We start from the raw sequence: 21,182 nt of genomic DNA, 5'->3' as shown, positions 1-21,182 counted from the left end.
TTATAGTTGGCTGGCAGCCAGTCAACGCAGGAGTTCCAGCATGTCCCCGCGCAGCCCCTCGGTCAATGAAGAATTGCGCAGACGTTCCCGTGAGCGGCTGCTGCAGGCCGCGGTGGAGCTGGTCGACGAGCACGGCTTCGAAGCGACCACGCTGGGCGCCATCGCGGACCGGGCGGGGTCGGCGCGCGGTCTGGTGTCGTACTACTTCCCCGGCAAGCGCCAGCTGGTGCAGTCCGCCGTGCACCGGCTGATGCACCGCACGCTGGAGGAGGCGCTGGAGCACGAGCCGCACACCGAGGACGGGCGGGAGCGGCTGGCCCGGGCCATCGACGCGATCCTGGGGCTCGCGCACGACCGGCCGGTGCTGATGCGCCAGCACATGGCGGGCCTGCTCCAGGGCGAGGGCTTCGTGCAGTGCCCCGAGCAGCGCCGGCTGGCGGAGCTGCTGGGCGACACCGTCGCCCAGTACGGCTCGCACCACGTCGAGGTCGACTACCCCATGCTGCGCGCCATGCTGATGGGCGCGGTGTACGCGGCGCTGGTGCCCGGCGTACCGATGCCGATCCCGGCGCTGCGGGCGGAACTGTTCGAGCGCTACGGGCTCGAACGGGAGCTGGGCCTGCCTCCGGAGTCCGCGCCGGCGGCCGAGCGGCAGGACCTGTCCCGGTTCTTCGCGACCGAGGACCGGACCGGTCCGGGATCCGGCCCCGGATCCGAACCCGGATCCGAACCCGGTTAGTCAGCGGCGGGCGTGACGGGGCGTCAGGAAGCCCGCGTCACGCGCCTGGGCGATGAGCCGGAGCGACCACCGGCGGCTGTGCCCGGTCGCGCACATCACCGCGAGGACCGGGTCAAAACCCCCCTCCTGTGCGGCCCGGTACTCCCTGGCGACCAGCCACCTCCCCTCGATGCCCCGCGGCCAGGCGGGCCGGGCGTGCCGCGCGCCGCCGGACTCACCGCCGCCGTCCGCCGCCTCGGGCTCCTCGTCCGCGTACGACTCCATGCCGCAGGCCCGGCACAGCGGCTCCTCGATCCAGTCGGCGAGCACCGTCAGATCGGCCAGGGAGAGCGCGGGCCACGCCTTGACGTCCTCGATGGAGACCTGCCCCGCGGCCACCACGGCGAGCGCGTCGACCCGCGCGCCGTCCTCGAAGGCCAGCCGGACCTGGAACCACGAGGTGGCTCCCGCGTGCTCCTGCACCTCCCAGGCGGGCGTCACGGACACCGTGCCGTCCTCCGCGCGCCGATCGGAAAGATTAAGAAACGATGCTTCTAGCACATACGCAACGTAACCCCATGATCACACTCCAGGTTCACGGACACGCGTCCGCGTCACCCCAGCGGCCCCTGTCGGGGCGGCCGGGCCGGTGGGATGCTGGAATCACCAGCCCCTCGGGCAAGGAGTCCCCCTGTGTTGCGTGTCGCCGTCGTCGGCTCCGGGCCGAGCGGGTGCTACACCGCCCAGAACCTCGTCCAGCTCGATCCCACCGTGCTCGTGGACGTACTGGACCGGTTGCCGTGCCCGTACGGACTGGTGCGGTACGGCGTCGCCCCCGACCACGAGAAGATCAAGTCACTGCAGGGGAATCTGCGCACCGTTCTCGAGCACGAGCGGGTGCGGTTCCTCGGCGGGGTCCGGGTCGGGGGCAGGGGCGGGCTGCCGGTGGAGCGGCTGCGCGAGCTGTACCACGCGGTGGTGTACTGCGTGGGCGCCGCCACCGACCAGCGGCTCGGGGTTCCCGGCGAGGAGCTGCCGGGCAGCTGGTCGGCGACCGAGTTCGTGTCCTGGTACAGCGCGCATCCGGACGCGATCGACGCCGGGTTCGTGCGGGACGCCCGGTCGGCGGTGGTCATCGGGGTCGGCAACGTCGCGGTGGACGTGGCCCGGATGCTGGCCCGGGGCGTGGCGGAGCTGAGCCCGACCGACATGCCGCAGGAGGCGCTGGCCGCGCTGGGGGCGAGCCGGATAAGAGACGTCCACGTGGTGGGCCGGCGCGGCCCGTCCCAGGCCCGCTTCACCACCAAGGAGCTGCGCGAGCTCGGCGGTCTGCCGGGCACCGAAGTCCTTCTGGATCCGGATGAGTTGGCGCTCGACCCGGCCTTCGCCGATCCCTCCGCGCTGCCCGCCGCCCAGCGCCGCAACGTGGAGGTGCTGCGCGGCTGGGGTGGTGCCGGCGCCCGGGGTGCGGAGCGCAGCATCTGGCTGCGTTTCTTCCTCCGCCCGGTCGAAATCCTCGCCGACGGCGGGCGGGTGGGCGCGGTGCTCTTCGAGCGCACGGAACTCGACGCACGCGGCAGGGTGCGGGGCACCGGGCAGTACGAGACCGTCGAGGCGCAGTTGGTGCTGCGTTCGGTGGGCTATCGCGGAGTGCCGCTGGACGGGCTGCCGTTCGACGAGGAGACCGGGACCGTGCCCCACGAGTCCGGCCGTGTCCTGCGTGGGTGTTTCACCACCCCCGGCGACTACGTGGCCGGCTGGATCAAGCGCGGCCCGACCGGCGTCATCGGCACCAACCGGCCCGACGCCAAGGAGACGGTGACCTCCCTCCTGGCGGACGCGCCCGCGCTGCTGCGCAGGGAGGTGCCGGAGGACCCGGTGGCCGCGCTGCGCTCGGCGGGCATCGAGCCGGTCCCGTGGACGGGATGGCAGGCGATCGAGCGGGCCGAGGCGGCGCTCGGCGCCCGGCTCGGCCGGAGCGTGGTCAAGCTGGCCGACTGGAACTCCCTGCTGACGGCGGCGCGGTCGGGGTCGTAGCGGAGTCACGCGCGATCAGGTGGGCATGACACGTAGCGGCAACGAGCCGGAAATCAACAAACTGTTCAAGCCGCTTACCGTCTCGTGCTGTCCGGATGTCGTCCCCGCTCTGGAGTCCTCATGGCCACCACCAGCGCCTCCGTCCATCCCGTAGACGAGGTCCCACCCGTACGGCAGTTGGCCGCGTTCGGCCTCCAGCACGTGCTCGCGATGTACGCGGGCGCGGTCGCCGTTCCGCTGATCGTGGGCGGCGCGATGAAGCTGTCGCCCGCCGACCTGGCGTATCTGATCACCGCCGACCTGCTGGTGTGCGGCATCGCGACGCTCATCCAGTGCGTCGGCTTCTGGCGCTTCGGCGTGCGGCTGCCGATCATGCAGGGCTGCACCTTCGCGGCGGTCTCGCCGATGGTCCTCATCGGTACGACGGGCGGCGGACTCCCCGCGATCTACGGCTCGGTGATCGTGGCGGGCCTGGCGATCATGCTGCTCGCGCCCGTCTTCGGAAGGCTGCTGCGCTTCTTCCCGCCGCTGGTCACCGGCACGGTGATCCTGATCATCGGTGTCTCCCTGCTGCCGGTCGCGGGCAACTGGGCGGCGGGCGGCGCCGGTGCGAAGGACTTCGGGGAGCCGAAGAACCTGGCGCTGGCGGCCTTCGTCCTCGCGGTGGTGCTCGGCGTACAGCGGTTCGCGCCCGCCTACCTCGCCCGGATCGCGGTCCTGGTCGGCATCGCGGTGGGCCTGGCGGTGGCGGTGCCCTTCGGGTTCACGGACTTCAGCGGGGTCGGGGACGCGGACTGGCTCGGCATCAGCACGCCGTTCCACTTCGGAACGCCGACGTTCAAGGCCTCGGCGATCGTCTCGATGCTGGTGGTGGCTCTGGTCACGATGACCGAGACGACGGGTGACCTGATCGCGGTCGGCGAGCTGACCGGCCGCAGGGTCGAGCCGCGCTCGCTCGCCGACGGTCTGCGCGCCGACGGCCTCTCGACCGTCCTCGGCGGTGTCTTCAACACCTTCCCGTACACGGCGTTCGCGCAGAACGTGGGCCTGGTCGGGATGACCCGGGTGCGCAGCCGCTGGGTGGTCGCGGCGGCGGGCGGCATCCTGGTGCTGCTCGGTCTGCTGCCCAAGCTGGGCGCCGTGGTCGCGGCGATTCCGGCCCCGGTGCTGGGCGGCGCGGGTCTGGTGATGTTCGGCACGGTCGCGGCGAGCGGCCTGCGGACCCTGGCGGCCGTCGACTTCCACGGCAACAACAACCTGACGGTGGTGGCCGTCTCGGTGGCGGTCGGCATGCTGCCGGTGGGCGTGCCGACGGTCTACGAGAAGTTCCCGGACTGGTTCCAGACGGTGATGAACAGCGGTATCAGCGCGGGCTGCCTGACGGCGATCGTCCTGAACCTGCTCTTCAACCACCTGCCCGCACGGGCGGATTCGGCTCCGGGGGCGGTCCCCAGCGGAGCGGAGTCCGCCTAGGCGCTCCGCTGGGGGTGCCGCGTCATGTCGTCGATCGTGTGCGGCGCCGTGGTGGCTGGTCGCGCAGTTCCCCGCGCCCCTTCGGGGCGCTGCCGGACCGCGGCGGACTCGCTTGGGTGGGGCCTGCGATCAGGCGGGCGCGGCCGCGGTGGAGGGGTCGGTGGACAGGTGCTCGTGGACCGCCCGCCAGTCCTCGCCGGCGACGCGGTGGAAGACGATGGTCTCGCGCTCGTGGAGAACCTCTTCTCCGGCCGTGGTGGAGATCCGGGTGGTCACCGAGTGGGTGAACACGGCCGTGTCGCCGAGGAGTTGGAGGCGGCGGTCGTTCGAGTCGCAGGACAGGACGCGGAAGGCGTCCTCCTCGCTCCACTTCTGCCACAGGGCGCGGTACTCCTGGGTGGAGTCCAGGCGCCGGTCGGCGGTGTGGAAGACGAACGTGGCGTCGGCGGCGAAGGCGTCGAAGTAGTCGTCGGTGCGGCCCTCTGCGAAGGCGGCGATCAGTGCGTCCGCCGCCGCGAGGACGGTGTCGTGGTCGTTGCTCAAGGCTTCGGCTCCGAGATCCGGGCCACGGCGCGGACGGGTGCGCCGTCCGCGCCGGGCAGGTGCAGGGGGAAGAGGCTGACGTGGATGTCGTGGCCGGTGTGCTGGGCGTCCAGTACCTCGGCGAGGTTGGTGAGGTTCTCGGCGATGACGGCGTCGGCGCCGCACAGGATGCGGTGCGCGGGCAGGGTCTCGCCGGGGGTCGGGTCGACGCTGAGGGCGTCGATGCCGACGGTGTACACGCCGCGGGCGACGAGAAGGGCGGCGGCCGCCTCCGTCAGATAGGGGTGGCCGCGGTAGGCGTCGGTGCCCCAGTGCGCGGACCAGCCGGTGGCGATCAGCACGATCCGGCCGGCCGGGACCCGGGCGAGCAGGTCCGTCCCGATGGCCGCCCGGGGCGGAAGGCCCCGGGCGTCGACGACATACGCGGGGCCGTCGAAGCGGTCCAGCGGCAGCTGGTCGAGCGCGGGCAGGCCGTCCTCGATGTGGGACGGCGCGTCCACGTGCGTACCGGACTGCGAACCCATGTGCACCTGAAGGACGTTGACGCCGTCCCGGGCCACGGTGAGCGCGGGCCGGATGTCCACCTCCGGATCGCCGGGGTAGACCGGCATGCCGGTGCGCAGCGGCACGGACAGGTCGATCAGGCGCATCCCGCTCACACCTCCGCAGGCTCGGGGACCGCGACCGGGGCTCCGTCGGCGGAGGTGATCGGCGGCACCGGGGTGTCGACGGCGCGCACCAGCCGCGGGCCGTCGGGGCCGAAGACGGCACGGGGCTCGGGGAAGAACCACAGCAGCGCGAGGTAGCTGACCGCGGCCAGGCCCAGTCCGACCGGCAGGGAGATGTCCACGCCGCCCGCGAGGTCGCCCAGGGCGCCCACGAACTGGCCCGGGAGGTTGACGAACTGGACCGCGAGCAGGGCCGAGGCCAGCCAGGCGCTCATGCCGCGCCAGTTCCAGCCGTGCGTGAACCAGTAACGTCCGCCCCGCTGACGGCGGTTGAAGACCTGGAGCGAGTCGGGGTCGTACCAGCCGCGGCGGGTGAGGAAGCCCAGGGTCATGATGACCATCCAGGGCGCGGTGCAGACGATGATCAGCGTCGCGAAGGTGGAGATCGACTGGGTCAGGTTGGCGGCGAACCGGCCGACGAAGATGAAGCTGATCGACAGGACGCCGATGAACACGGTGGCCTGCACCCGGCTGAACCTGGGGAAGACGCTGGCGAAGTCGAGACCGGTGCCGTAGAGCGAGGTCGTGCCGGTGGACATGCCGCCGATCAGCGCGAGCAGGCAGACCGGCAGGAAGTACCAGGAGGGCGAGACGGCCAGCAGCCCGCCGACGTAGTCCGGGGCGTTCGGGTCGAGGAAGTTCCCCGCCTTCGCGGCGATGATCGAGGCGGTCGCCAGGCCGAAGAAGAACGGCAGGATCGTCGCGATCTGGGAGAGGAAGGCGGCGCCCATGACCCGGCGGCGCGGGGTGTCGGCGGGGATGTAGCGGGCCCAGTCGCCGAGGAAGGCCCCGAACGAGACCGGGTTGGAGAGCACGATCAGCGCGGAGCCGATGAACGCCGGCCAGAAGCCGGGGGTGCTCAGCGAGTGGAAGCTGCCCTGGTAGCCGGCGTCGAAGTCGCCCCCGAACGCGAAGATGCCGAGCACGAAGAGCAGGGAGGCGGCGGCCACCGCGATCTTGTTCACGAAGAGCATGAAGCGGAAGCCGTAGATGCACACCGTCAGCACCAGCGCGGCGAACAGCCCGTACGCGAGCGCGTACACGCCCTCGTTGGTCGGCAGGTGGAACATCCGGTGCGCGCCGCCGACGAGGGCGTCGCCGGAGGACCACACGGAGATGGAGAAGAAGGCGACCGCGGTCAGCAGGGAGAGGAAGGAGCCCACGACCCGGCCGTGCACGCCCAGGTGGGCGGAGGAGGACACCGAGTTGTTGGTGCCGTTCAGCGGGCCGAACACGGCCAGCGGCGCGAGGATCAGCGCGCCGACGGCGAGCCCGAGGCCGGTGGCCGCCAGGCCCTGCCAGAAGGAGAGCCCGAACAGGATCGGGAAGGCGCCCAGGACGCAGGTGGCGAAGGTGTTCGCGCCGCCGAAGGCGACCCGGAACAGGTCGAGCGGCCGGGCGGTGCGGTCGGCGTCCGGGATGCGCTCGACGCCGTAGGTCTCGATCTCGGTCAGCGACGGGGCGTCGTGCTGCTCCGCTTGGGGGCTGGTGGTCATGTCTGCTCCTCGCGAGGGCCGGCGGAGTCCAGGGTGAACAGGCTGATCAGGTCGTAGGCGACGTGCGACGCGGCGACGGAGGTGATGTCGGCGTGGTCGTAGGCGGGGGCGACCTCGACGACGTCGCCGCCGACGAGGTTGAGCCCGGCGAGGCCGCGCAGGATCTCCAGCAGCTCACGCGAGGTCATGCCGCCGGCCTCCGGGGTCCCGGTGCCGGGGGCGTGGGCGGGGTCGAGGACGTCGATGTCGACGGACACGTACAGGGGCCGGTCGCCGATGCGCTGCCGCAGCGCGTCCACGGTCTCGTCGACGCCGCGGCGCAGCACGTCCGAGGAGGTGACGATGCCGAAGCCGAGCCGGCGGTCCTCCTCCAGGTCCCGCTTGCCGTACAGGGGGCCGCGGGTGCCGACGTGGCTGAGCGCCTCGGTGTCGACGATGCCCTCCTCGACGGCGCGGCGGAACGGGGTGCCGTGGGTGTACTCGGCGCCGAAGTAGGTGTCCCAGGTGTCGAGATGGGCGTCGAAGTGGAGGACGGCGACGGGTCCGTGGCGCTTGGCGACCGCGCGCAGCAGCGGCAGCGCGATGGTGTGGTCGCCGCCGATGGTGACCAGCTTCGTGCCGTCGGACTGGAGGCGGGAGGCCTCGTGCTCGACGGTCTCGATCGCCTCGTTGATGTCGAAGGGGTTCACCGGGATGTCCCCGGCGTCGGCGACCTGGACCGTCGCGAACGGCGACACGTCCAGTGCCGGGTGGTACGGGCGCAGCAGCCGGGACGCCTCGCGCACCGCGGCCGGGGCGAAACGGGCGCCGGGGCGGTAGGAGACACCGGTGTCGAAGGGGACGCCGACGACGGCGATGTCCGCGCGGGGCACCTCGTCAAGACGCGGCAGCCGGGCGAAGGTCGCGGGTCCCGCGTAACGGGGGATCCGGGAGGAGTCCACGGGTCCACGGGGCTCGGTCGTCATGGGGCACCTTCCTGTCGAGCCTGGGCGTACACCGCCGGGTGGGCGGACCCTGGACCGGAGCTCGTGATTCCGGTAGCGGGGGATGCCTCAGTCTGCGAAGGGGCGGCCCTTACGGTCAATTGTTGACGGCACGAAGAACTACAGTGGTCTTGTGTCCGACCACAAAGCCACGCCGCGTTCCGTCCTCACCGTCGGCGACCTGCTGTCCTTCCCGGCGCTGCAGATACGCCTGCTCGCGGGCGGCGGCGGCCTGGGCCGTACGGTCTCCTGGGCGCACGTCAGCGAACTGGAGGACCCCACCCCCTGGCTCCAGGGCTCGGAGGTGATCATGACCGTGGGCCTCGCCGTGCCCCGCGGCGGCGAGGCGCAGCGACGCTATCTGGAGCGGCTCGACGACGCGGGCGTCGCGGCGCTGGTGCTCAGCACCCAGCTGCGGACCCCGCCGCTGCGGCAGGCGTTCCTCGACGCGGCCGAGGAGCGCGGTTTCCCGGTCCTTGAGGTGCCGCTCACCGTTCCCTTCGTCACCATCGCGCAGGAGGTCGCGGCCGCGGTCAGCGAGAAGTCCGCCGAGCGGCTCGGCGCCCAGCTCCAGGTCTTCGGCGCGCTGCGCTGGATGGCCGAGGAGAACCTGGACATCCCCGCGCTCTTCGACCGCCTGGAGCAGCTCAGCGGCTACCGCATCTTCCTGTGCACCCCCCAGGGACGCCCGCTGCTGCCCGGCGTCGCGGCGCCCGAGGATCTCTCGGTGCTCCCGGCGGACCCGGACGCCCCGCCGACCGTGCCCGGCGGCTTCGTGCTCCCCGTCCTCGGCCCGGGCGGCGCGGCCGGCTACCTGGTCGCGCTGGAACAGGCCGGGGCCCGCCCGGCCGGGCTGGCCGTCGTCCAGCACCTGGCCACCGTCGCCGCCCTCCGGCTCGCGATGGTGCGCCAGGAACGCGAGGTGCTGCGGCGCGAGGGTGCGGAGACCCTCGCCGAGCTGCTCCAGGACACCCTCGACCCGGCCGGCGCCCAGCGCCGGCTGGCCCATCACGGCCTGGACACGCAGCGGCCCGTCGTCCTCGCGGTGCTCCGGCGCGCCCAGGACGAGCAGCTGGACGGTGCGCTGTCCGGCCATCCGCATCTGACCCTGCGCCGCGGCGAGGACCGGCTGGTCCTGGCCGAACCCGGCTTCACCGAGGCCCTGGCCGGCCTGCCGGGCGCGGTGTGCGGGGTGAGCCGTCCCTTCGCCGTCGGCGAGCCCCTGCGGGTCGCCCGGCAGGAGGCGGAATGGGCGGCCGGACGCGCGGAGGAGGCGGGCAAGCCGCTGCTCCACTACGGCGAGGACGCCACCGGGCGCTGGCTGCCCGAGGACCGCCGGCTGCTGTCCGCACTGGTCGAGCAGGTCCTCGGCGAGGCCCTGCGCTACGACGCGGCACACGGGTCGCAGTTGTTGCTCTCCGTCCGCACCTGGATGGAACGCGACCGCCGCACCGAGGACGCCGCCGCGGCCCTGCACATCCACCCCAACACCCTCGCCTACCGGCTGCGCCGTTTCGGCGAGGTGACCGGCCGGGACCTGTCGACGACCGCCGCCTTCACCGAGGTGTGGTTCGCCGTGCGCGCGGCCACCGAACTCGGCGTGGCGGTCGCGGGGCCGTAGCGCCGGTCGTCCCCGGCCCGCGGCACCGGGGCCTTCCGCGACACGTCGCCGTTCGCCGGTCGCGGACGCAACGGTCGCGAGCCTCCCCCACGTACAGTCGATCACGCTCGGCACCTGACACGGAAGGGACGGCTCAGTGTCGGAGAACCCACAGCACGCGCACCCCGGGAACGACGCGGAAGGTCCGAGCTGGACCCGGGCGGTGAAGGTGCTCCAGGACGCGGCCCCGATCACCGTCCCCGAGGGCGCGTCCGCGATGACCATCCACGTCGAGTGGGAGCCCGGCGATCCCGGAACCCCGCCGCACCGCCACTCCGGCCCGGCGTTCGGCTACGTCCTCAAGGGCGCGGTCCGCTTCGAACTCGAAGGCGAGCCCGAGCGCATCGTCGAGGCCGGCGGCACCTTCTGGGAGCCGGGCGGCGACGTCATCCACTACCAGGACGGCAACGCGCTCCCCGATGTCAGGACCGAGTTCGTGGTCACCATGATGTGCGCGCCGGGCAGACCCATGCTCGAACTGGTCGAGGAGGACGAGCTCAGGTCCCGCGCCCACCTGCGCGCCCCGCGGCCTGCCGGCTGACCTCTCCTGGGTCCGTACCGTCCATGCTTCTCCATCTGGATCAGGTCGGCTACGAGGTGCGGAACAGGCCCACGGGCACCGCCGCCGCCAGCGCCCCGTACCCGGTCGGGTTGAGGTGCAGCCAGTCCCCCACCTGCAGGTCGGCCCGCAGCCGGCCCGGATCGGCCGGGTCCCGTACCACCCGGTCGAAATCGATCACCGCGTCGAAGTGCCCCTGCCCCCGGATCCACGCGTTGACGCGCTGCCGGGACGCCTCCCGCACCCCGGCCCCGTCGTCGTAGGCGTTGCCGCCGAAGGGCAGCAGGGTGGCGCCGTAGACGCGGATGCCCTGGGCGTGGGCGCGGACGACGATCTGCCGGTAGGCGGCGATCAGGTCGTCGGCGACGGCCTGCTGGGCCTGCGGGGTGGCGGCGGCGGTGCCGATATCGTTGACGCCCTCGAAGACGATCAGCCACGAGACCCCGCTGCGGGAGAGGATGTCACGGTCGAGCCGGGCCAGGACATTGGGGCCGAGGCCGTCCGCGAGGACACGGTTGCCGCCGGCCGCCTGGTTGAGCACGGCGATGCCCGAGGTGCCGGCCCGGGACTGCAGACGGTCGAAGAACTGGTCGGGCCAGCGGTCGTTGCCGTTGGTCGTGGACCCCCGGCCGTCGGTGAGGGAGTCGCCGAGGACGGCCACGGCCCGGGTCGCGGCGGGCGCCAGGACCTCGACGTCGCTCAGCAGGTACCAGTGGTCGACCGCGGTGGCGCCCGTCAGATCCGGGTCCTGGGTGTGGTCGCCGACGACGAGGTACGACGTGGTGCGCGACCCCGGGTGCGAGGTGAGCGCCAGATCGGGCTGGCCCTGCGCGGTGTACGCGGTGACCGTGAGATCGGACCCCGCGGTCAGCCCGAAGTCCACGGGATCGGAGACGACCTGGGCCCCGACGGGTACGACGGTGGCGGCGCGCCCGGAGAACGTCACCCGGTGCAGGCTGCCGGGCACGATCGCGCCGGCCCCCGCCTTGCCGCCCGCCGGAAGCGCCACGGTCACCGAGGTGAGCGGGAGCGGGGTGTCGCCGTAGGCGTTGGAGAAGCGCAACCGAAGCCGGTGGGCGCCGACGGTCACCCGCACGGTCTGGCGCAGGGTGGTGTCGGCCAGGACCGACTTCTCCCCCGTGTAGGGCGCGGGCGGCAGATTGCCGGGCTCGGTGAGCTGGGGCATCGCGGTCCAGGTGTTCACCCAGTGGCTGCCCTGGCGGGTGGCCGAGGCGACCTGGCCGGGACCCCGGACCAGCGCGGTGACGGCCGTGGCGGTCACCACCAGGGCCAGGGCGAGGACACAGGTGCTGAGGAGCGCGGCGAGCGGCGCTCTGCTGGGCTGCGGCTTCACGGGGACCTTCCTGGCGAGGGGGCGGCGGCAGAACCGTCGTCAACTGACCGTGCAGGGCGTGCCGTTGAGCGTGTATGCGGTGGGGGTCGTGGTGTTTCCGAGCGCGGCTCGGTGCGGCGTCGTGCGGGGAACTCCCGGCATGGTGGCATGCACACGACCACTCATGGAAGCGCTCCCACACCACTTTGCGAGACGGCGGGGCGACCGGAACGGATGCTGCGCGAAGCGTTGACTAGAAAGCGCTTACATCCTACGTTCCGTTCAGCACCCTGACCGACAGCCCTCGATGGGCCCACATTCGTACGGGTGCCCCCACACGGCGTTCCGCATGATGGACACCTCCCATCTACTTGCACGATCACCGGAGCGCCGCCGCAGGACCCCCCACTCGAAAGAAGGCATACGGGACATGACTTCACGAGCACGGAGCAGTGTGCGCGCACTGCTGGGCGGGACGGCCGCCCTGGGACTCTCATTTGGCATGATCATGACCGCCGGAACCTCGGCGAACGCCGCCACCTGGCCGACCGCGAGCGGCAGCCAGGCCGTCACCGCGACGATCAAGCTGTCCGGCACCAAGGACTACGGGATGCTGCGCCTGTACGGCAGCGGCGACCTGGGCACCGGCGGCCAGAGCGAGGACCAGGACCCGATCCTCGATCTGGCGGCCGGCACCGTCCTGAAGAACGTCATCATCGGCGCGCCCGCCGCGGACGGCATCCACTGCGAGGGCAGTTGCACCCTGCAGAACGTGTGGTGGGAGGACGTGGGCGAGGACGCGGCCACCTTCCGCGGCTCCTCCTCGTCCAACGTGTACACCGTCTCCGGCGGCGGTGCGAAGGAAGCCAGCGACAAGGTGTTCCAGTTCAACGGTGCCGGGACGCTGAACGTGTCCAACTTCGCGGTGCAGAACTTCGGCAAGCTGGTCCGCTCGTGCGGCAACTGCTCCACGCAGTACAAGCGCACCATCAACCTGAACACCATCGAGGCGACGTACAAGGGCAGCGCGCTGGTCGGAATCAACACCAACTACGGCGACAGCGCGACGCTGAAGAACATCACGATCGTCGGGGACAGCAGCAAGAAGATCGTGCCCTGCCAGAAGTACATCGGCAACAACACGGGCGCGGAGCCGCCGACGAACGGGAGCGGGCCCGACGGGACGTACTGCAAGTACGCGAGCTCGGACATCACGTACAAGTGAGCAGAGGCCGTGGGGCCGCCGCCTTCCACCGGGCGACGGCGGCCCCACCGGCTCCCCCGGCCACGCGCAACTCGCGGGCGGGGTCGTCCCGATGGGTGCGGATACGGGTTCCGGAGCCGTGTGCGCAGGTTCGCATCCTGCCGGGGGCACGAGTGGAATCTGTCGTTCACGCTCTCATGGATGCCGTAACCGCCGGTCGCTGTCGAGAGGTTCCCGCCGCGGCCGGCGGAAGCTTGGCATCGGGGCTAACTTGGCAGTGCCGTTCACCGGGACAGCGACGATCACTCGATCCCGAGCGGCCCGATGCCCAGATCCTCACGCATGAGGCGACGCATCTGCGCCATGGCCGAGCGCCGCACTCCTATGAGGCGTGCTTCCTCGGCGGAGCCCACTGCCACGCCCCGAGCGTAAGCGTCGCGTATCGCGCGCAGGCCATGAAACGCCTCGTTCCCCGCCGCTACGACCTGCGGCAGGCCCACGAGCCAAAGGCGTTCACTTGCCGTATAGAGGCCGGAGCCACGGACGGCCTCCCGCACGGCCGCATCACGCACCGAATCGGACATGTGATCGCCCAGGGCGACGGCGCGCATCTCTTCACCCGCCGCTTTGAGGGCGGACGCGAACTCCGTGTATGCCTCACGCCGTACTTCCAGCGCATGCCTGAGCCCCTCACGCCGCCACCGGTTGCGATCGGCAATCAGAGTGGCCGCGATCCCGATCACAGCACCGGTCAGTGTGGAGAGAAGCGACATCCAGTCCATGTGCGGCAGCTTGTCCCAACCACTGCAACGGCACCAGTGGCTCTCGCCGCAGAGGCAGACTTCGGAGCCACCGGCGAGACCGACTCGCGTTGGCAACGCAGTCCCCTGAAGGCTGTCCGGCACTGGGCAACTGACTCGACGCGGTCGGCATCGGGGATGCCCACCTTGGCGGTCTCATCCGGCGAGCGCGAGGTTGTGCAGGCGGGCTGTGCCAGGCAGAGGCCGGCCGACTACGACGACCAGCCGGGGGTCGGCTACGAGCCACCGCAGACGGCACTCGCCGTCGAGCCGAGCCAGATCATGCTCGCCCAGCGCCCACCCCGGTCCGCGCCCGCCGTGCGTGCCGTCGCCGTACTCCCCGCGCGCGCTCAGCAGACGCGATCCGGGACCGGCGGCAGGTCGCCAACCAGTTCCGCCGGCTGCTGCGCGGGTGCTGTCCCGCAGCCCTGGACGCGTTCATCGCGGGCCGCGTGGGCGGCCGCGCCCACCGAGAGGCCCGCGTCGCTCTCGCTCTGGGCAAGCAGATACTCGCCTTGCTCCGCCGGCTCGGGGCCAACGCCCACTACCGCCGGCGCTCAGCGCAACCTGTCACAGTTGATCCTTTCGGACATGCACGTAAGTCCGCTCACCGTAGGCATCCGTGATGTCGATGATGATGCCCTCCCACTCCTCGGCAGGCTCCTCGGGCACCTCGGCTGCCCGATACTCGGCCAGCATCAGCAGCTCCTCGGTGACCCGGACTCCTGTCAGGCGCTCGGTCAGTGCGAACACTGCAGCCTTACGATCGACGTTGGAGGCGTCTTCGTCCGTGAGGCCCAGACCGACCTCCCGCATCACGGCATTGAGCTCGTCCGGAGTGCTGCCGGTTCTGACCGTGGGCCATTCGAAGCTGGTGCGCAACTCCCCGTTCTCGTACCAGTGGAAGAAGTCCATGGGCTTCCCTCCGTTACTCGAATGAGAGACAACACGGCTCCCGGCAGAAAGGGTTCCCATGAAGCCGGGCGACCCCAGATCCCCGCCGAGGGCCAGGGCGAGGGTCCAATCCCCTTCCTCACTCGGGACAGTGCACGCTCCCGCAAGGACACAGTCGTCCCAGGCATCGGATTCGTCGAGGAGCGTCTGGTGTCGCTCGATCAGTTCGTCGAGCCCTTCACACACGCCCCTCGGCTCGGCTCCCGCCAAGGTGAGCAGCTCCGCAGGGGAGACTCCCCGCACCAGAGCCAGGGTGTACCCGATCTCCAGCGGATAGCGGAACGGTGATGAGGAGGAGCGTATCCAGCCGTAGTCGGCTGCAGTGGCTGTGGTCACACCGTGCATGTTGCCAGCCGCCACTGACACGAGGTGGCACCGAGGAAGGGGTGCCGGCCGAAGCGGCCCCGGGCGACCGCGGTCGGCAACTTCAAGGTTGTAGTGAATTCAGCGTCCGGTCACTTCAAGCTAAAAGTAAATGGCCTGGCGATACACTCCAAGCTTGGAGTATGTTGGGGGCATGGAAGAGGAACGGGAGACCGCTGATCCGCGCTGGCTCGATGCCGACCAGCAACAGCAGTGGTACGCATTCGCCTACGTACTGACCCAACTGCCGGCCGCGCTGGAGGCGCGGATGCAGCGGGACGCGGGCATCGCGCAGTTCGACTACGTGGTGATGTCCTCGCTGTCGATGGCGCCGGACCGCACCCTGCGGATGAGTGATCTGGCCCAGTACGCCGGGTGCACGCTCTCCCGGCTGTCCAACGTGGTGATCCGGCTGGAGAAGCGCGGCTGGATGCGGCGGCACCCCGACCCCGCGGACGGTCGCGTCACCCTGGCCACCCTCACCGACGACGGCATGGACAAGGTTGTCGCCGCAGCCCCCGGCCATGTCGATGCGGTGCGTCAGCTGATCTTCGACCCGCTGACCAAAGCGCAGCAGCGTCAGCTCGGTGCCATCTCCCAGCGCATGCTCGCCGCCCTCCAAGCACCGCTGCCCGCCGACTGGCCCGGCACCACCCCGTCGGCCGACCGGGACTGACCCCCGCATACCCCGCGCATGTACCCGGACGACCGGCCGGGACCACGCTCCCGAGGAGTTTTCGCATGCCCACCATCGCCATTGCCGGAGCCGGACCGGGCCTGGGCCTGTCCATCGCCAAGACCTCCGGAGGCCATGGCTTCGACGTCGCCCTGATCTCCCGCACCAAGGACAGGCTCGACGCCCTGGTCGCCGATCTCACCGAGGCCTCCTCTACGGTGCGGTCGCCGCCGTCCAGACGGTGCTGCCCGGGATACTCAAGGCCGAATCCCGCACCCTGCTGTTCACCACCGGCGCCGGCGCGATCGACCCGTACCCGATGCTCGCCACCGTCAACATCGCCCAGGCAGGCCGGCGCAACTTCGCGATCAACCTGCACCACACCCTCGCCGACGACGGCATCTACGCGGCCAACGTGGCCATCAACCTCATGATCGGCGCCTGAGCTCAGCACACCGACGACGGGCGGCCCACAGGCGCGATGCCACCGGTCGACGGCCGCCCGTCCTCTCCCTCTTCTCTCCCGGAGCATCATGAAGACCATCCTCATCGCCGGCGGCAACAGCGGCATCGGCCTCCAGGCCGCCCGCGACCTCCTGGTCCATGGCCACCGGCTCGTCCTGCTGGGCCGCGACCCGCGCAAGGGCGAGGCCGCCCTCGCCTCCTTCGGCACCGCCGCCGACCGGGCCTGCTTCCTCGCCGCAGACCTGTCCACCCACGGCGGTGTCCGCGACGCCGCCCGACGCGTCCTCGCCCAGCACGACCACATCGACGCCCTCGTCCACACCACCGGCGTGTTCACCTTCGAGGAGAGCCGTACGGCCGACGGGCTCCACCCGTTCTTCGCGGTCAACTACCTCAGCCGCTACCACCTCACCCAGCTCCTCCTGCCCGCCCTGCGCCAGGCCGGACGGCCGGTCGTCCTGATGATGACCGCCGCGATCCCACCGGCCGACGAGACCGACTTCGCCCGGTTCCCCGAGTTCACCCCCTTCGCCTTCGGTCGCGACCGCAAGCCGATCCAGCTCGCCAACCACCACTACGCCGGCCACCTCACCCGCGCCGAACCCGGCCTCGCCGCCGGCGTCGTCAACGCGGGCTCCGCCAAGACCGACATCATGCGCATCGCCCCCTGGTACATGCGGGCCGGCATGAAGATCCTCGGACCGCTCGTCCTCGACTCCGTCGACACCTCCGCACACAACGTCGTCGAAGCCGTCCAGCACGACGACTGGCACACCCCCTCCTACTGGGACAAGCCGGGCCGCTTCGAACAGCGCACCCCGATCGCCCTGAACGCCATGACCACCCAGCACCTCATGGACGCCTCCCGCGATCTCACCGGCGCCTGACGCCGCATCCCCAAGCCCGAACCCGCATGCTCACGGTTCCCAACAGGCCGATCTGCGCGCGGGTTCTGCTGTTCCGCCGTCCGAGCCACTCTTCGAGGGGCCGCACCATGCGCCCACTGCCCGCTCATGCAGACCTGTGCCGGATGTGCGGGGCGGGCTCGACCGGCCCTGGATCACCTCGGACGAGCCCTTGTGCGACGTCATCCACAGGAGGAAGATCCTGCCGGTCAAGGGAGCTGTGATGCTGCGGTTCATGGACTGGTCCGTAGTCGCGATGGGGTGCCTGCTCGTTCTCGGAAGCCTCGTCAGCCGGTGGTGGGACCGTACCCGGGTCCGGCAGACAGAGGGCCTCGACCAGGGGCTGCGCTTCCTCTGGGCATGGTTCCCCCTTCTCATGGGGCTTGGGATGATCGGCACCAAGGTGCCAGGAATGTTGCACGCACCCCACTCCGTCGTCGAGATCATTGACGCGCTCAACTTCGTGCTCGCGGCCACGGTGCTGGTCTTCACCCTCCGCACGGGACGTCGCTACTTCCGCGCACGCGACACCAGGTGACAGCAACCCGGATCCGCAGTCGTGAAGTCGCCGGGCGGGTGTCGCCATCTGCCGAGACCGGCTGAGTGATCACCGCTCCAGAACCCGGGGGCGTTCCCTGCCCACGGGCGGCGCCGTCCGGTTCCGCTCCGTCGGAGCGCGGGACCGTTCCGCTGACACAGAGGTGACGCCCCCGTAACGGCGCTCCTGCGAACGTAACCGTCGCCGGCTGGGCGCGGGTATCTCGCCGGGCTCGGGCGACAGCGGTCACCGAAGGTCTGGGGGAAGCATGACGGCGTTCAGGGACAGGGCGTTGCTCGCGTTGAGCGATCCCGCCGCTCTGGGTGCGTTGTTGTCGCCCACCGATGCCTCGGGCGAGCAGCGGGTCCGCACCATGCTGGCCGCGACCTACGACCTGTCGGCCGCCCGGGTCGACACGGTCAGCTCCGCGCGGGTGCGCGAGGTCGCCCTGCAGCGGCCGCTGTTCCTCACCGGGCGGCAGGACGGGGCGTGGTCGCAGCTCGTGCCCTCTTACTCCCGCACCGAGGTGAGCCTGACCGTGCCCGCCCCGGCCGAGCCGGTCTGGACCGACCTGCTCGCCGGGATCGACGTCACGGTGGTCGCGGAGGTGGACCCGGCCGGCGCGGAGGCGGTGCTGTCCCGGGGTTTCGACGACTTCACGTCGTTCGACGAGTTCAGGGCGCGGTTCGCCTTCTTCGATCTCGACGCGTTTCTCGCCGAGCACGACATCAGCACGGTGGACGAACTGCGGGACGCGTTCGACTACGTGGTGACCGAGGTACGCCTGCGCACGCCCGCCGCCTTCGACCCCGACGACCCGGCCAACACCCACCTGCTGCCGGTCACTCTCGCCGCCGTGATCGTCGATCCCTTCGACCTGACGGCGGGGCTGCGCGCCACCCGGCTGGTGCGGGAGGCCGCGCGGCGGCTGACCGGATCAGCCCCCGCCGGTATCCCGACCGAGGTCACCGAGGCGTACGCGACGGCCGTCGTCGTCCCGGCGGACGGCCTGCCCGACGGCCTTGCCGCCGCCGACGTCGAGCGCCTCTACGCCGCCGAGGGTGTCGTCTGCCTTTTCGTACCCGTGACATGAGGAGCGCGCGATGACAGCACGCAAGCCCGTCCGGTCAGGTGCGGCCGAACCCGGCCTGGCACCGGAGGCCACGGCCGGGATCCCGAACACGGCCGGGGACCCGGTCGGGGACCAGCCGGTCTTCGAACCGCTCACGCCCGAACCGCTCACGCCCGAGGCATGGCAGCGCCTGCGCGACCGGCTCGTTCGCAAGTACCACTGATCCGGCTCGACCGAGCCCGACATGGAGGAGGACCCTGATGGCCGTTCGGTATGTCCGGGTTAAGCCGCTCGTCAATCTCTTCGCACCGGCCGTCCGCGCGTTCGGCAACATCGCTGTCATCGGCCGGGTGACCACCGCGGTCACCAAGCCGCCCGTGCCCGTGCCGTTCACCGGCCCGGACGATGCGCACAAGACCTTCCCCGGCGAACTGGCCGACTCGATCGACCTCGCGTTCCGTCAGACGCCCGGCCCGACGCTCGTCTACGGCGTCCCCGTCACCGCGGACGCACCCGACTGGGCGGGCGCACTGGAGGTCGTAGCGGGCCTGAACGTGCAACTCGTCATGCTGGCGAACACCCCGCTCAACAAGGACACGAAGGTCGCGGGCGGCCCGATCGACCTGCTGTCCGCCCATGTCACGGCCGTGTCCAACACGGGGGCCGACGGCCTGGAGCGGATGGGCGTCGCGATGCTGGAGAGCGGCGTCGCCAAGGCGGACGACATCCTGACCAACGAGCGCATGGTCTACATCGCGCACAAGAGCACACAGGACGCGGCGGCCGCCGTCGCCGGCACCATCGCCGGATACGAACCGTCCGTGTCACTGCTGCTCAAGCCGGTGAACATCGTCAGCCCGCCGTTCACGCCGGCCGAGATCGAGACGCTGAACGGCACCGAGACGGACGACTCGGGACCGGCGGGCAAGGGCGTCAACTGGCTGACCAGCCCGGCGCTCATCCCCGGCAACGGCGTCTACATGGGCGAGGGCTACACCGGAGATCCCGGTGGCGGTAAGAGGTACATGGACATCGTCCGGATGGTGGACGACCTCTCGTTCAGGCTCAAGGCGCAGCTCATCCACTCGATCGGGAACGTGCGGATCAGCAGGTCGGGACTGCGCGCACTGGTCGCCCAGATGGAGGCGATCCTCACGCCGCTGCTCGACGCGGACGTGCTCAACAGCTTCGAGGTGGTCGTCCCGGTCCTCACGCTCCTGGACAAGGATCCCGCCACGCTCAGCGCCGCCGAGGCGGCCGCGATCCACGCCGCCGAGGTCCAGCGGCTCGTCCAGGTGCTGGCCGCGGTCGAGTACGCCGGCGCCGTTCACCGGATCTCGATCACCTTGAAGTTCGACTAGGAAGGGGTACCTGATGGCCGACTGGAACACGCGGCTCGAGGTGAAGCTCGGGGACGCCACGATCACACCGATCACCACCTTCACGCCCACCTTCAACGTGCCGCACACGGTGCTGCACAGCATCGAGGCCGACAACGTCGGATTCGTCCGCCAGCCGGCCACGTTCACGTTCACGATGGGCGTGCCCGCGGTCGCGACAGCCGTCGCCGAGCTGACCCAACTGGCCACGACCGGGGCCGAGTTCCAGGTGGTCGTGGCCGAGAAGAAGGGCACGGACTGGGCCTTCGGTTCGCTCAAGTTCGCCCGCTGCATCGTCACCTCGGCGAGCCCCAGCAACGTCGTCGTCGACGGTGTCCCGCAGGCGAGCTTCACCTGCCTCGCGCTGTCCGTCGGCGTGGAGGCGTGAGCCGTGGACGGCGACATCGACATCGACATCGACATAGACATCGACGAAGCGGGCGGTGACGGCGCAGGGGGCGCGGACACCTTCGCGGTGCCGGGATTCGCGACCGGCGGCCGGGTCGAGCGGACCGGGATCGCGCTGGTCCACGAGGGCGAGTACATCGTCCCGCAGGCGGGCAGCGAGGCCGTCGTCTCGCCGACGAGCGAGGAAACCGTGGTCAGCTACCACTTCCCCGTCCGGGTGGAGGTGGTCGGGACGCTGCCGGACGCCGAGGTCCAGCGGGTGGCCGGTTACGTCTTCGACCAGCTCGACCGCGAACTCTCGGCCCGTAACTGACGCGCTCGGAAGGGGGATTGCGATGGCCGGCGCGGTGAACCTGCCCGTGCTCGTGGGCCCGGTGCAGTTGCTGTACGTGCAGAGCATGACCGTCAACGAGGGGTACCGGGTCGAGCGCATCATGGGCAGCCGGTTCTCCCAGGCCACCCAGCCCACCAACAAGACGATCGCGATCGAGGCCGTACTGCTCGGCCCGCAACGCCTGGAGCAGAAGAAGGCCCTGGAGGCACTGGCACTCACGGCGCGGCTGCTCGTCGCCGCCGCGCCTCAGGGCGGGTCCGCCATCGGCATCCCGGTCGTGTCCGGACTGACCATCAGCCTGGACATGCAGGTCACCGATCTGCGCTTCACCCAGGGAGTGACCAAGCGGGACGCCCTGGATGTGTCGATCACGCTCCAGCAGGTCCCGCGGCCCAGCCTGGCCGCGGTGCTGGGCGAGGTCGCCGACCTGAGCCTCGCCGTCGGCAGTGCGAGCGTGCGCACCGGACCGGCCGTCAATCCCATCGCCCGCGTCCCGGGCGCCGCGCTGGGAACCGTGTCGTGAGCCGCCGGGCGAGCGCGGTCCCGAGCCCGCC

Annotated in this window: 24 protein-coding genes; 16 read left to right on the top strand and 8 right to left on the bottom strand. The window is 70.9% G+C overall.

The window, feature by feature from the left end; translation table 11 throughout:
• The first annotated feature begins 40 nt into the window (after window positions 1–40).
• Complete coding sequence (locus SSP29_RS43735; protein WP_089106528.1) at window positions 41–739, top strand: TetR/AcrR family transcriptional regulator; 699 nt, start codon at window positions 41–43, stop codon at window positions 737–739.
• On the opposite strand, the gene SSP29_RS43730 is transcribed toward SSP29_RS43735, so the two are convergent.
• Complete coding sequence (locus tag SSP29_RS43730) at window positions 740–1,225, bottom strand: DUF6214 family protein (protein ID WP_089106527.1); 486 nt, start codon at window positions 1,223–1,225, stop codon at window positions 740–742.
• Between the two features lie 186 nt (window positions 1,226–1,411).
• Between SSP29_RS43730 and SSP29_RS43725 the strand changes: the two genes are divergently transcribed.
• Together SSP29_RS43725 and SSP29_RS43720 are read left to right on the top strand one after the other, a co-directional pair.
• The gene (locus SSP29_RS43725) at window positions 1,412–2,755 is read left to right on the top strand and encodes an FAD-dependent oxidoreductase (protein ID WP_089106526.1); all 1,344 of its coding nucleotides are present in this window, start codon (window positions 1,412–1,414) and stop codon (window positions 2,753–2,755) included.
• Window positions 2,756–2,875: 120 nt separating this feature from the next.
• Window positions 2,876–4,228 (top strand): nucleobase:cation symporter-2 family protein, encoded by a 1,353-nt coding sequence (locus tag SSP29_RS43720; RefSeq protein ID WP_089106525.1) that lies wholly within the window; start codon window positions 2,876–2,878, stop codon window positions 4,226–4,228.
• A gap of 129 nt (window positions 4,229–4,357) precedes the next feature.
• Here the strand turns inward: SSP29_RS43720 and SSP29_RS57590 are convergent, their stop codons facing one another.
• Genes SSP29_RS57590 through speB form a run of 4 tightly spaced genes read right to left on the bottom strand, consistent with a single transcriptional unit; the run spans window position 4,358 to window position 7,960 of the window.
• Window positions 4,358–4,771, bottom strand: a complete 414-nt coding sequence (locus SSP29_RS57590; RefSeq protein WP_089106524.1) for a YybH family protein — start codon at window positions 4,769–4,771, stop codon at window positions 4,358–4,360.
• Window positions 4,768–5,421: a cyclase family protein gene (locus SSP29_RS43710; protein ID WP_089106523.1), complete on the bottom strand. Its 654-nt coding sequence runs from the start codon at window positions 5,419–5,421 to the stop codon at window positions 4,768–4,770. The genes SSP29_RS57590 and SSP29_RS43710 overlap by 4 nt, the downstream gene beginning before the upstream one ends.
• Before the next feature lie 5 nt (window positions 5,422–5,426).
• Window positions 5,427–6,995, bottom strand: a complete 1,569-nt coding sequence (locus SSP29_RS43705) for a purine-cytosine permease family protein (protein ID WP_089106522.1) — start codon at window positions 6,993–6,995, stop codon at window positions 5,427–5,429.
• On the bottom strand, window positions 6,992–7,960 hold the full coding sequence (speB, locus tag SSP29_RS43700; protein ID WP_089106521.1) for an agmatinase: 969 nt from the start codon (window positions 7,958–7,960) through the stop codon (window positions 6,992–6,994). The genes SSP29_RS43705 and speB overlap by 4 nt, the downstream gene beginning before the upstream one ends.
• Before the next feature lie 151 nt (window positions 7,961–8,111).
• Here speB and SSP29_RS43695 point away from each other — a divergent pair, with 151 nt between their 5' ends.
• Together SSP29_RS43695 and SSP29_RS43690 are read left to right on the top strand one after the other, a co-directional pair.
• The gene (locus tag SSP29_RS43695) at window positions 8,112–9,599 is read left to right on the top strand and encodes a PucR family transcriptional regulator (RefSeq protein WP_245883527.1); all 1,488 of its coding nucleotides are present in this window, start codon (window positions 8,112–8,114) and stop codon (window positions 9,597–9,599) included.
• Between the two features lie 136 nt (window positions 9,600–9,735).
• The gene (locus SSP29_RS43690) at window positions 9,736–10,179 is read left to right on the top strand and encodes a cupin domain-containing protein (RefSeq protein WP_089106519.1); all 444 of its coding nucleotides are present in this window, start codon (window positions 9,736–9,738) and stop codon (window positions 10,177–10,179) included.
• A 49-nt stretch (window positions 10,180–10,228) separates the two neighbouring features.
• On the opposite strand, the gene SSP29_RS43685 is transcribed toward SSP29_RS43690, so the two are convergent.
• On the bottom strand, window positions 10,229–11,551 hold the full coding sequence (locus tag SSP29_RS43685) for an SGNH/GDSL hydrolase family protein (protein WP_089106518.1): 1,323 nt from the start codon (window positions 11,549–11,551) through the stop codon (window positions 10,229–10,231).
• Between the two features lie 409 nt (window positions 11,552–11,960).
• Here SSP29_RS43685 and SSP29_RS43680 point away from each other — a divergent pair, with 409 nt between their 5' ends.
• Window positions 11,961–12,755, top strand: a complete 795-nt coding sequence (locus SSP29_RS43680; RefSeq protein WP_089106517.1) for a pectate lyase — start codon at window positions 11,961–11,963, stop codon at window positions 12,753–12,755.
• A gap of 281 nt (window positions 12,756–13,036) precedes the next feature.
• Here the strand turns inward: SSP29_RS43680 and SSP29_RS43675 are convergent, their stop codons facing one another.
• Both SSP29_RS43675 and SSP29_RS59235 read right to left on the bottom strand, forming a co-directional pair.
• Complete coding sequence (locus SSP29_RS43675) at window positions 13,037–13,516, bottom strand: hypothetical protein (RefSeq protein WP_150136081.1); 480 nt, start codon at window positions 13,514–13,516, stop codon at window positions 13,037–13,039.
• Between the two features lie 588 nt (window positions 13,517–14,104).
• Window positions 14,105–14,824 (bottom strand): DUF6461 domain-containing protein, encoded by a 720-nt coding sequence (locus SSP29_RS59235; protein ID WP_150136080.1) that lies wholly within the window; start codon window positions 14,822–14,824, stop codon window positions 14,105–14,107.
• 181 nt (window positions 14,825–15,005) lie between these two features.
• On the opposite strand from SSP29_RS59235, the gene SSP29_RS43660 reads away from it, so the two are divergent.
• From SSP29_RS43660 to SSP29_RS43615, 10 genes are all read left to right on the top strand, one after another.
• Window positions 15,006–15,527 (top strand): MarR family winged helix-turn-helix transcriptional regulator, encoded by a 522-nt coding sequence (locus tag SSP29_RS43660; RefSeq protein WP_089106515.1) that lies wholly within the window; start codon window positions 15,006–15,008, stop codon window positions 15,525–15,527.
• Window positions 15,528–15,768: 241 nt separating this feature from the next.
• Window positions 15,769–15,972, top strand: coding sequence for a hypothetical protein (locus SSP29_RS43655; protein WP_089106514.1), 204 nt, complete (start codon window positions 15,769–15,771; stop codon window positions 15,970–15,972).
• Window positions 15,973–16,060: 88 nt separating this feature from the next.
• Entirely contained in the window at window positions 16,061–16,879 is an 819-nt protein-coding gene (locus tag SSP29_RS43650; protein WP_089106513.1) for an SDR family NAD(P)-dependent oxidoreductase, read from the top strand.
• A gap of 253 nt (window positions 16,880–17,132) precedes the next feature.
• Window positions 17,133–17,435 carry a hypothetical protein gene (locus tag SSP29_RS43645; protein ID WP_145969025.1) on the top strand — a complete coding sequence of 101 codons (303 nt, stop codon included), beginning with the start codon at window positions 17,133–17,135 and terminating at the stop codon, window positions 17,433–17,435.
• Between the two features lie 268 nt (window positions 17,436–17,703).
• Window positions 17,704–18,528 carry a hypothetical protein gene (locus SSP29_RS43640; protein WP_145969024.1) on the top strand — a complete coding sequence of 275 codons (825 nt, stop codon included), beginning with the start codon at window positions 17,704–17,706 and terminating at the stop codon, window positions 18,526–18,528.
• A gap of 10 nt (window positions 18,529–18,538) precedes the next feature.
• Window positions 18,539–18,730, top strand: a complete 192-nt coding sequence (locus SSP29_RS43635) for a hypothetical protein (RefSeq protein ID WP_089106510.1) — start codon at window positions 18,539–18,541, stop codon at window positions 18,728–18,730.
• Window positions 18,731–18,767: 37 nt separating this feature from the next.
• Window positions 18,768–19,868: a hypothetical protein gene (locus SSP29_RS43630; protein WP_089106509.1), complete on the top strand. Its 1,101-nt coding sequence runs from the start codon at window positions 18,768–18,770 to the stop codon at window positions 19,866–19,868.
• A 13-nt stretch (window positions 19,869–19,881) separates the two neighbouring features.
• A complete protein-coding gene (locus tag SSP29_RS43625; RefSeq protein ID WP_089106508.1) occupies window positions 19,882–20,274 on the top strand; it encodes a hypothetical protein in 393 nt (130 codons plus the stop codon).
• Between the two features lie 3 nt (window positions 20,275–20,277).
• Window positions 20,278–20,607: a hypothetical protein gene (locus SSP29_RS43620; RefSeq protein WP_089106507.1), complete on the top strand. Its 330-nt coding sequence runs from the start codon at window positions 20,278–20,280 to the stop codon at window positions 20,605–20,607.
• Window positions 20,608–20,629: 22 nt separating this feature from the next.
• Window positions 20,630–21,151, top strand: a complete 522-nt coding sequence (locus SSP29_RS43615; RefSeq protein ID WP_089106506.1) for a hypothetical protein — start codon at window positions 20,630–20,632, stop codon at window positions 21,149–21,151.
• Window positions 21,152–21,182 lie beyond the last annotated feature (31 nt).

This window comes from Streptomyces hyaluromycini (assembly GCF_002217755.1).
In the GTDB taxonomy this organism is placed as follows: Bacteria; Actinomycetota; Actinomycetes; order Streptomycetales; family Streptomycetaceae; genus Streptomyces; species Streptomyces hyaluromycini.
This window is presented reverse-complemented; position numbering and strand designations above follow the sequence as displayed.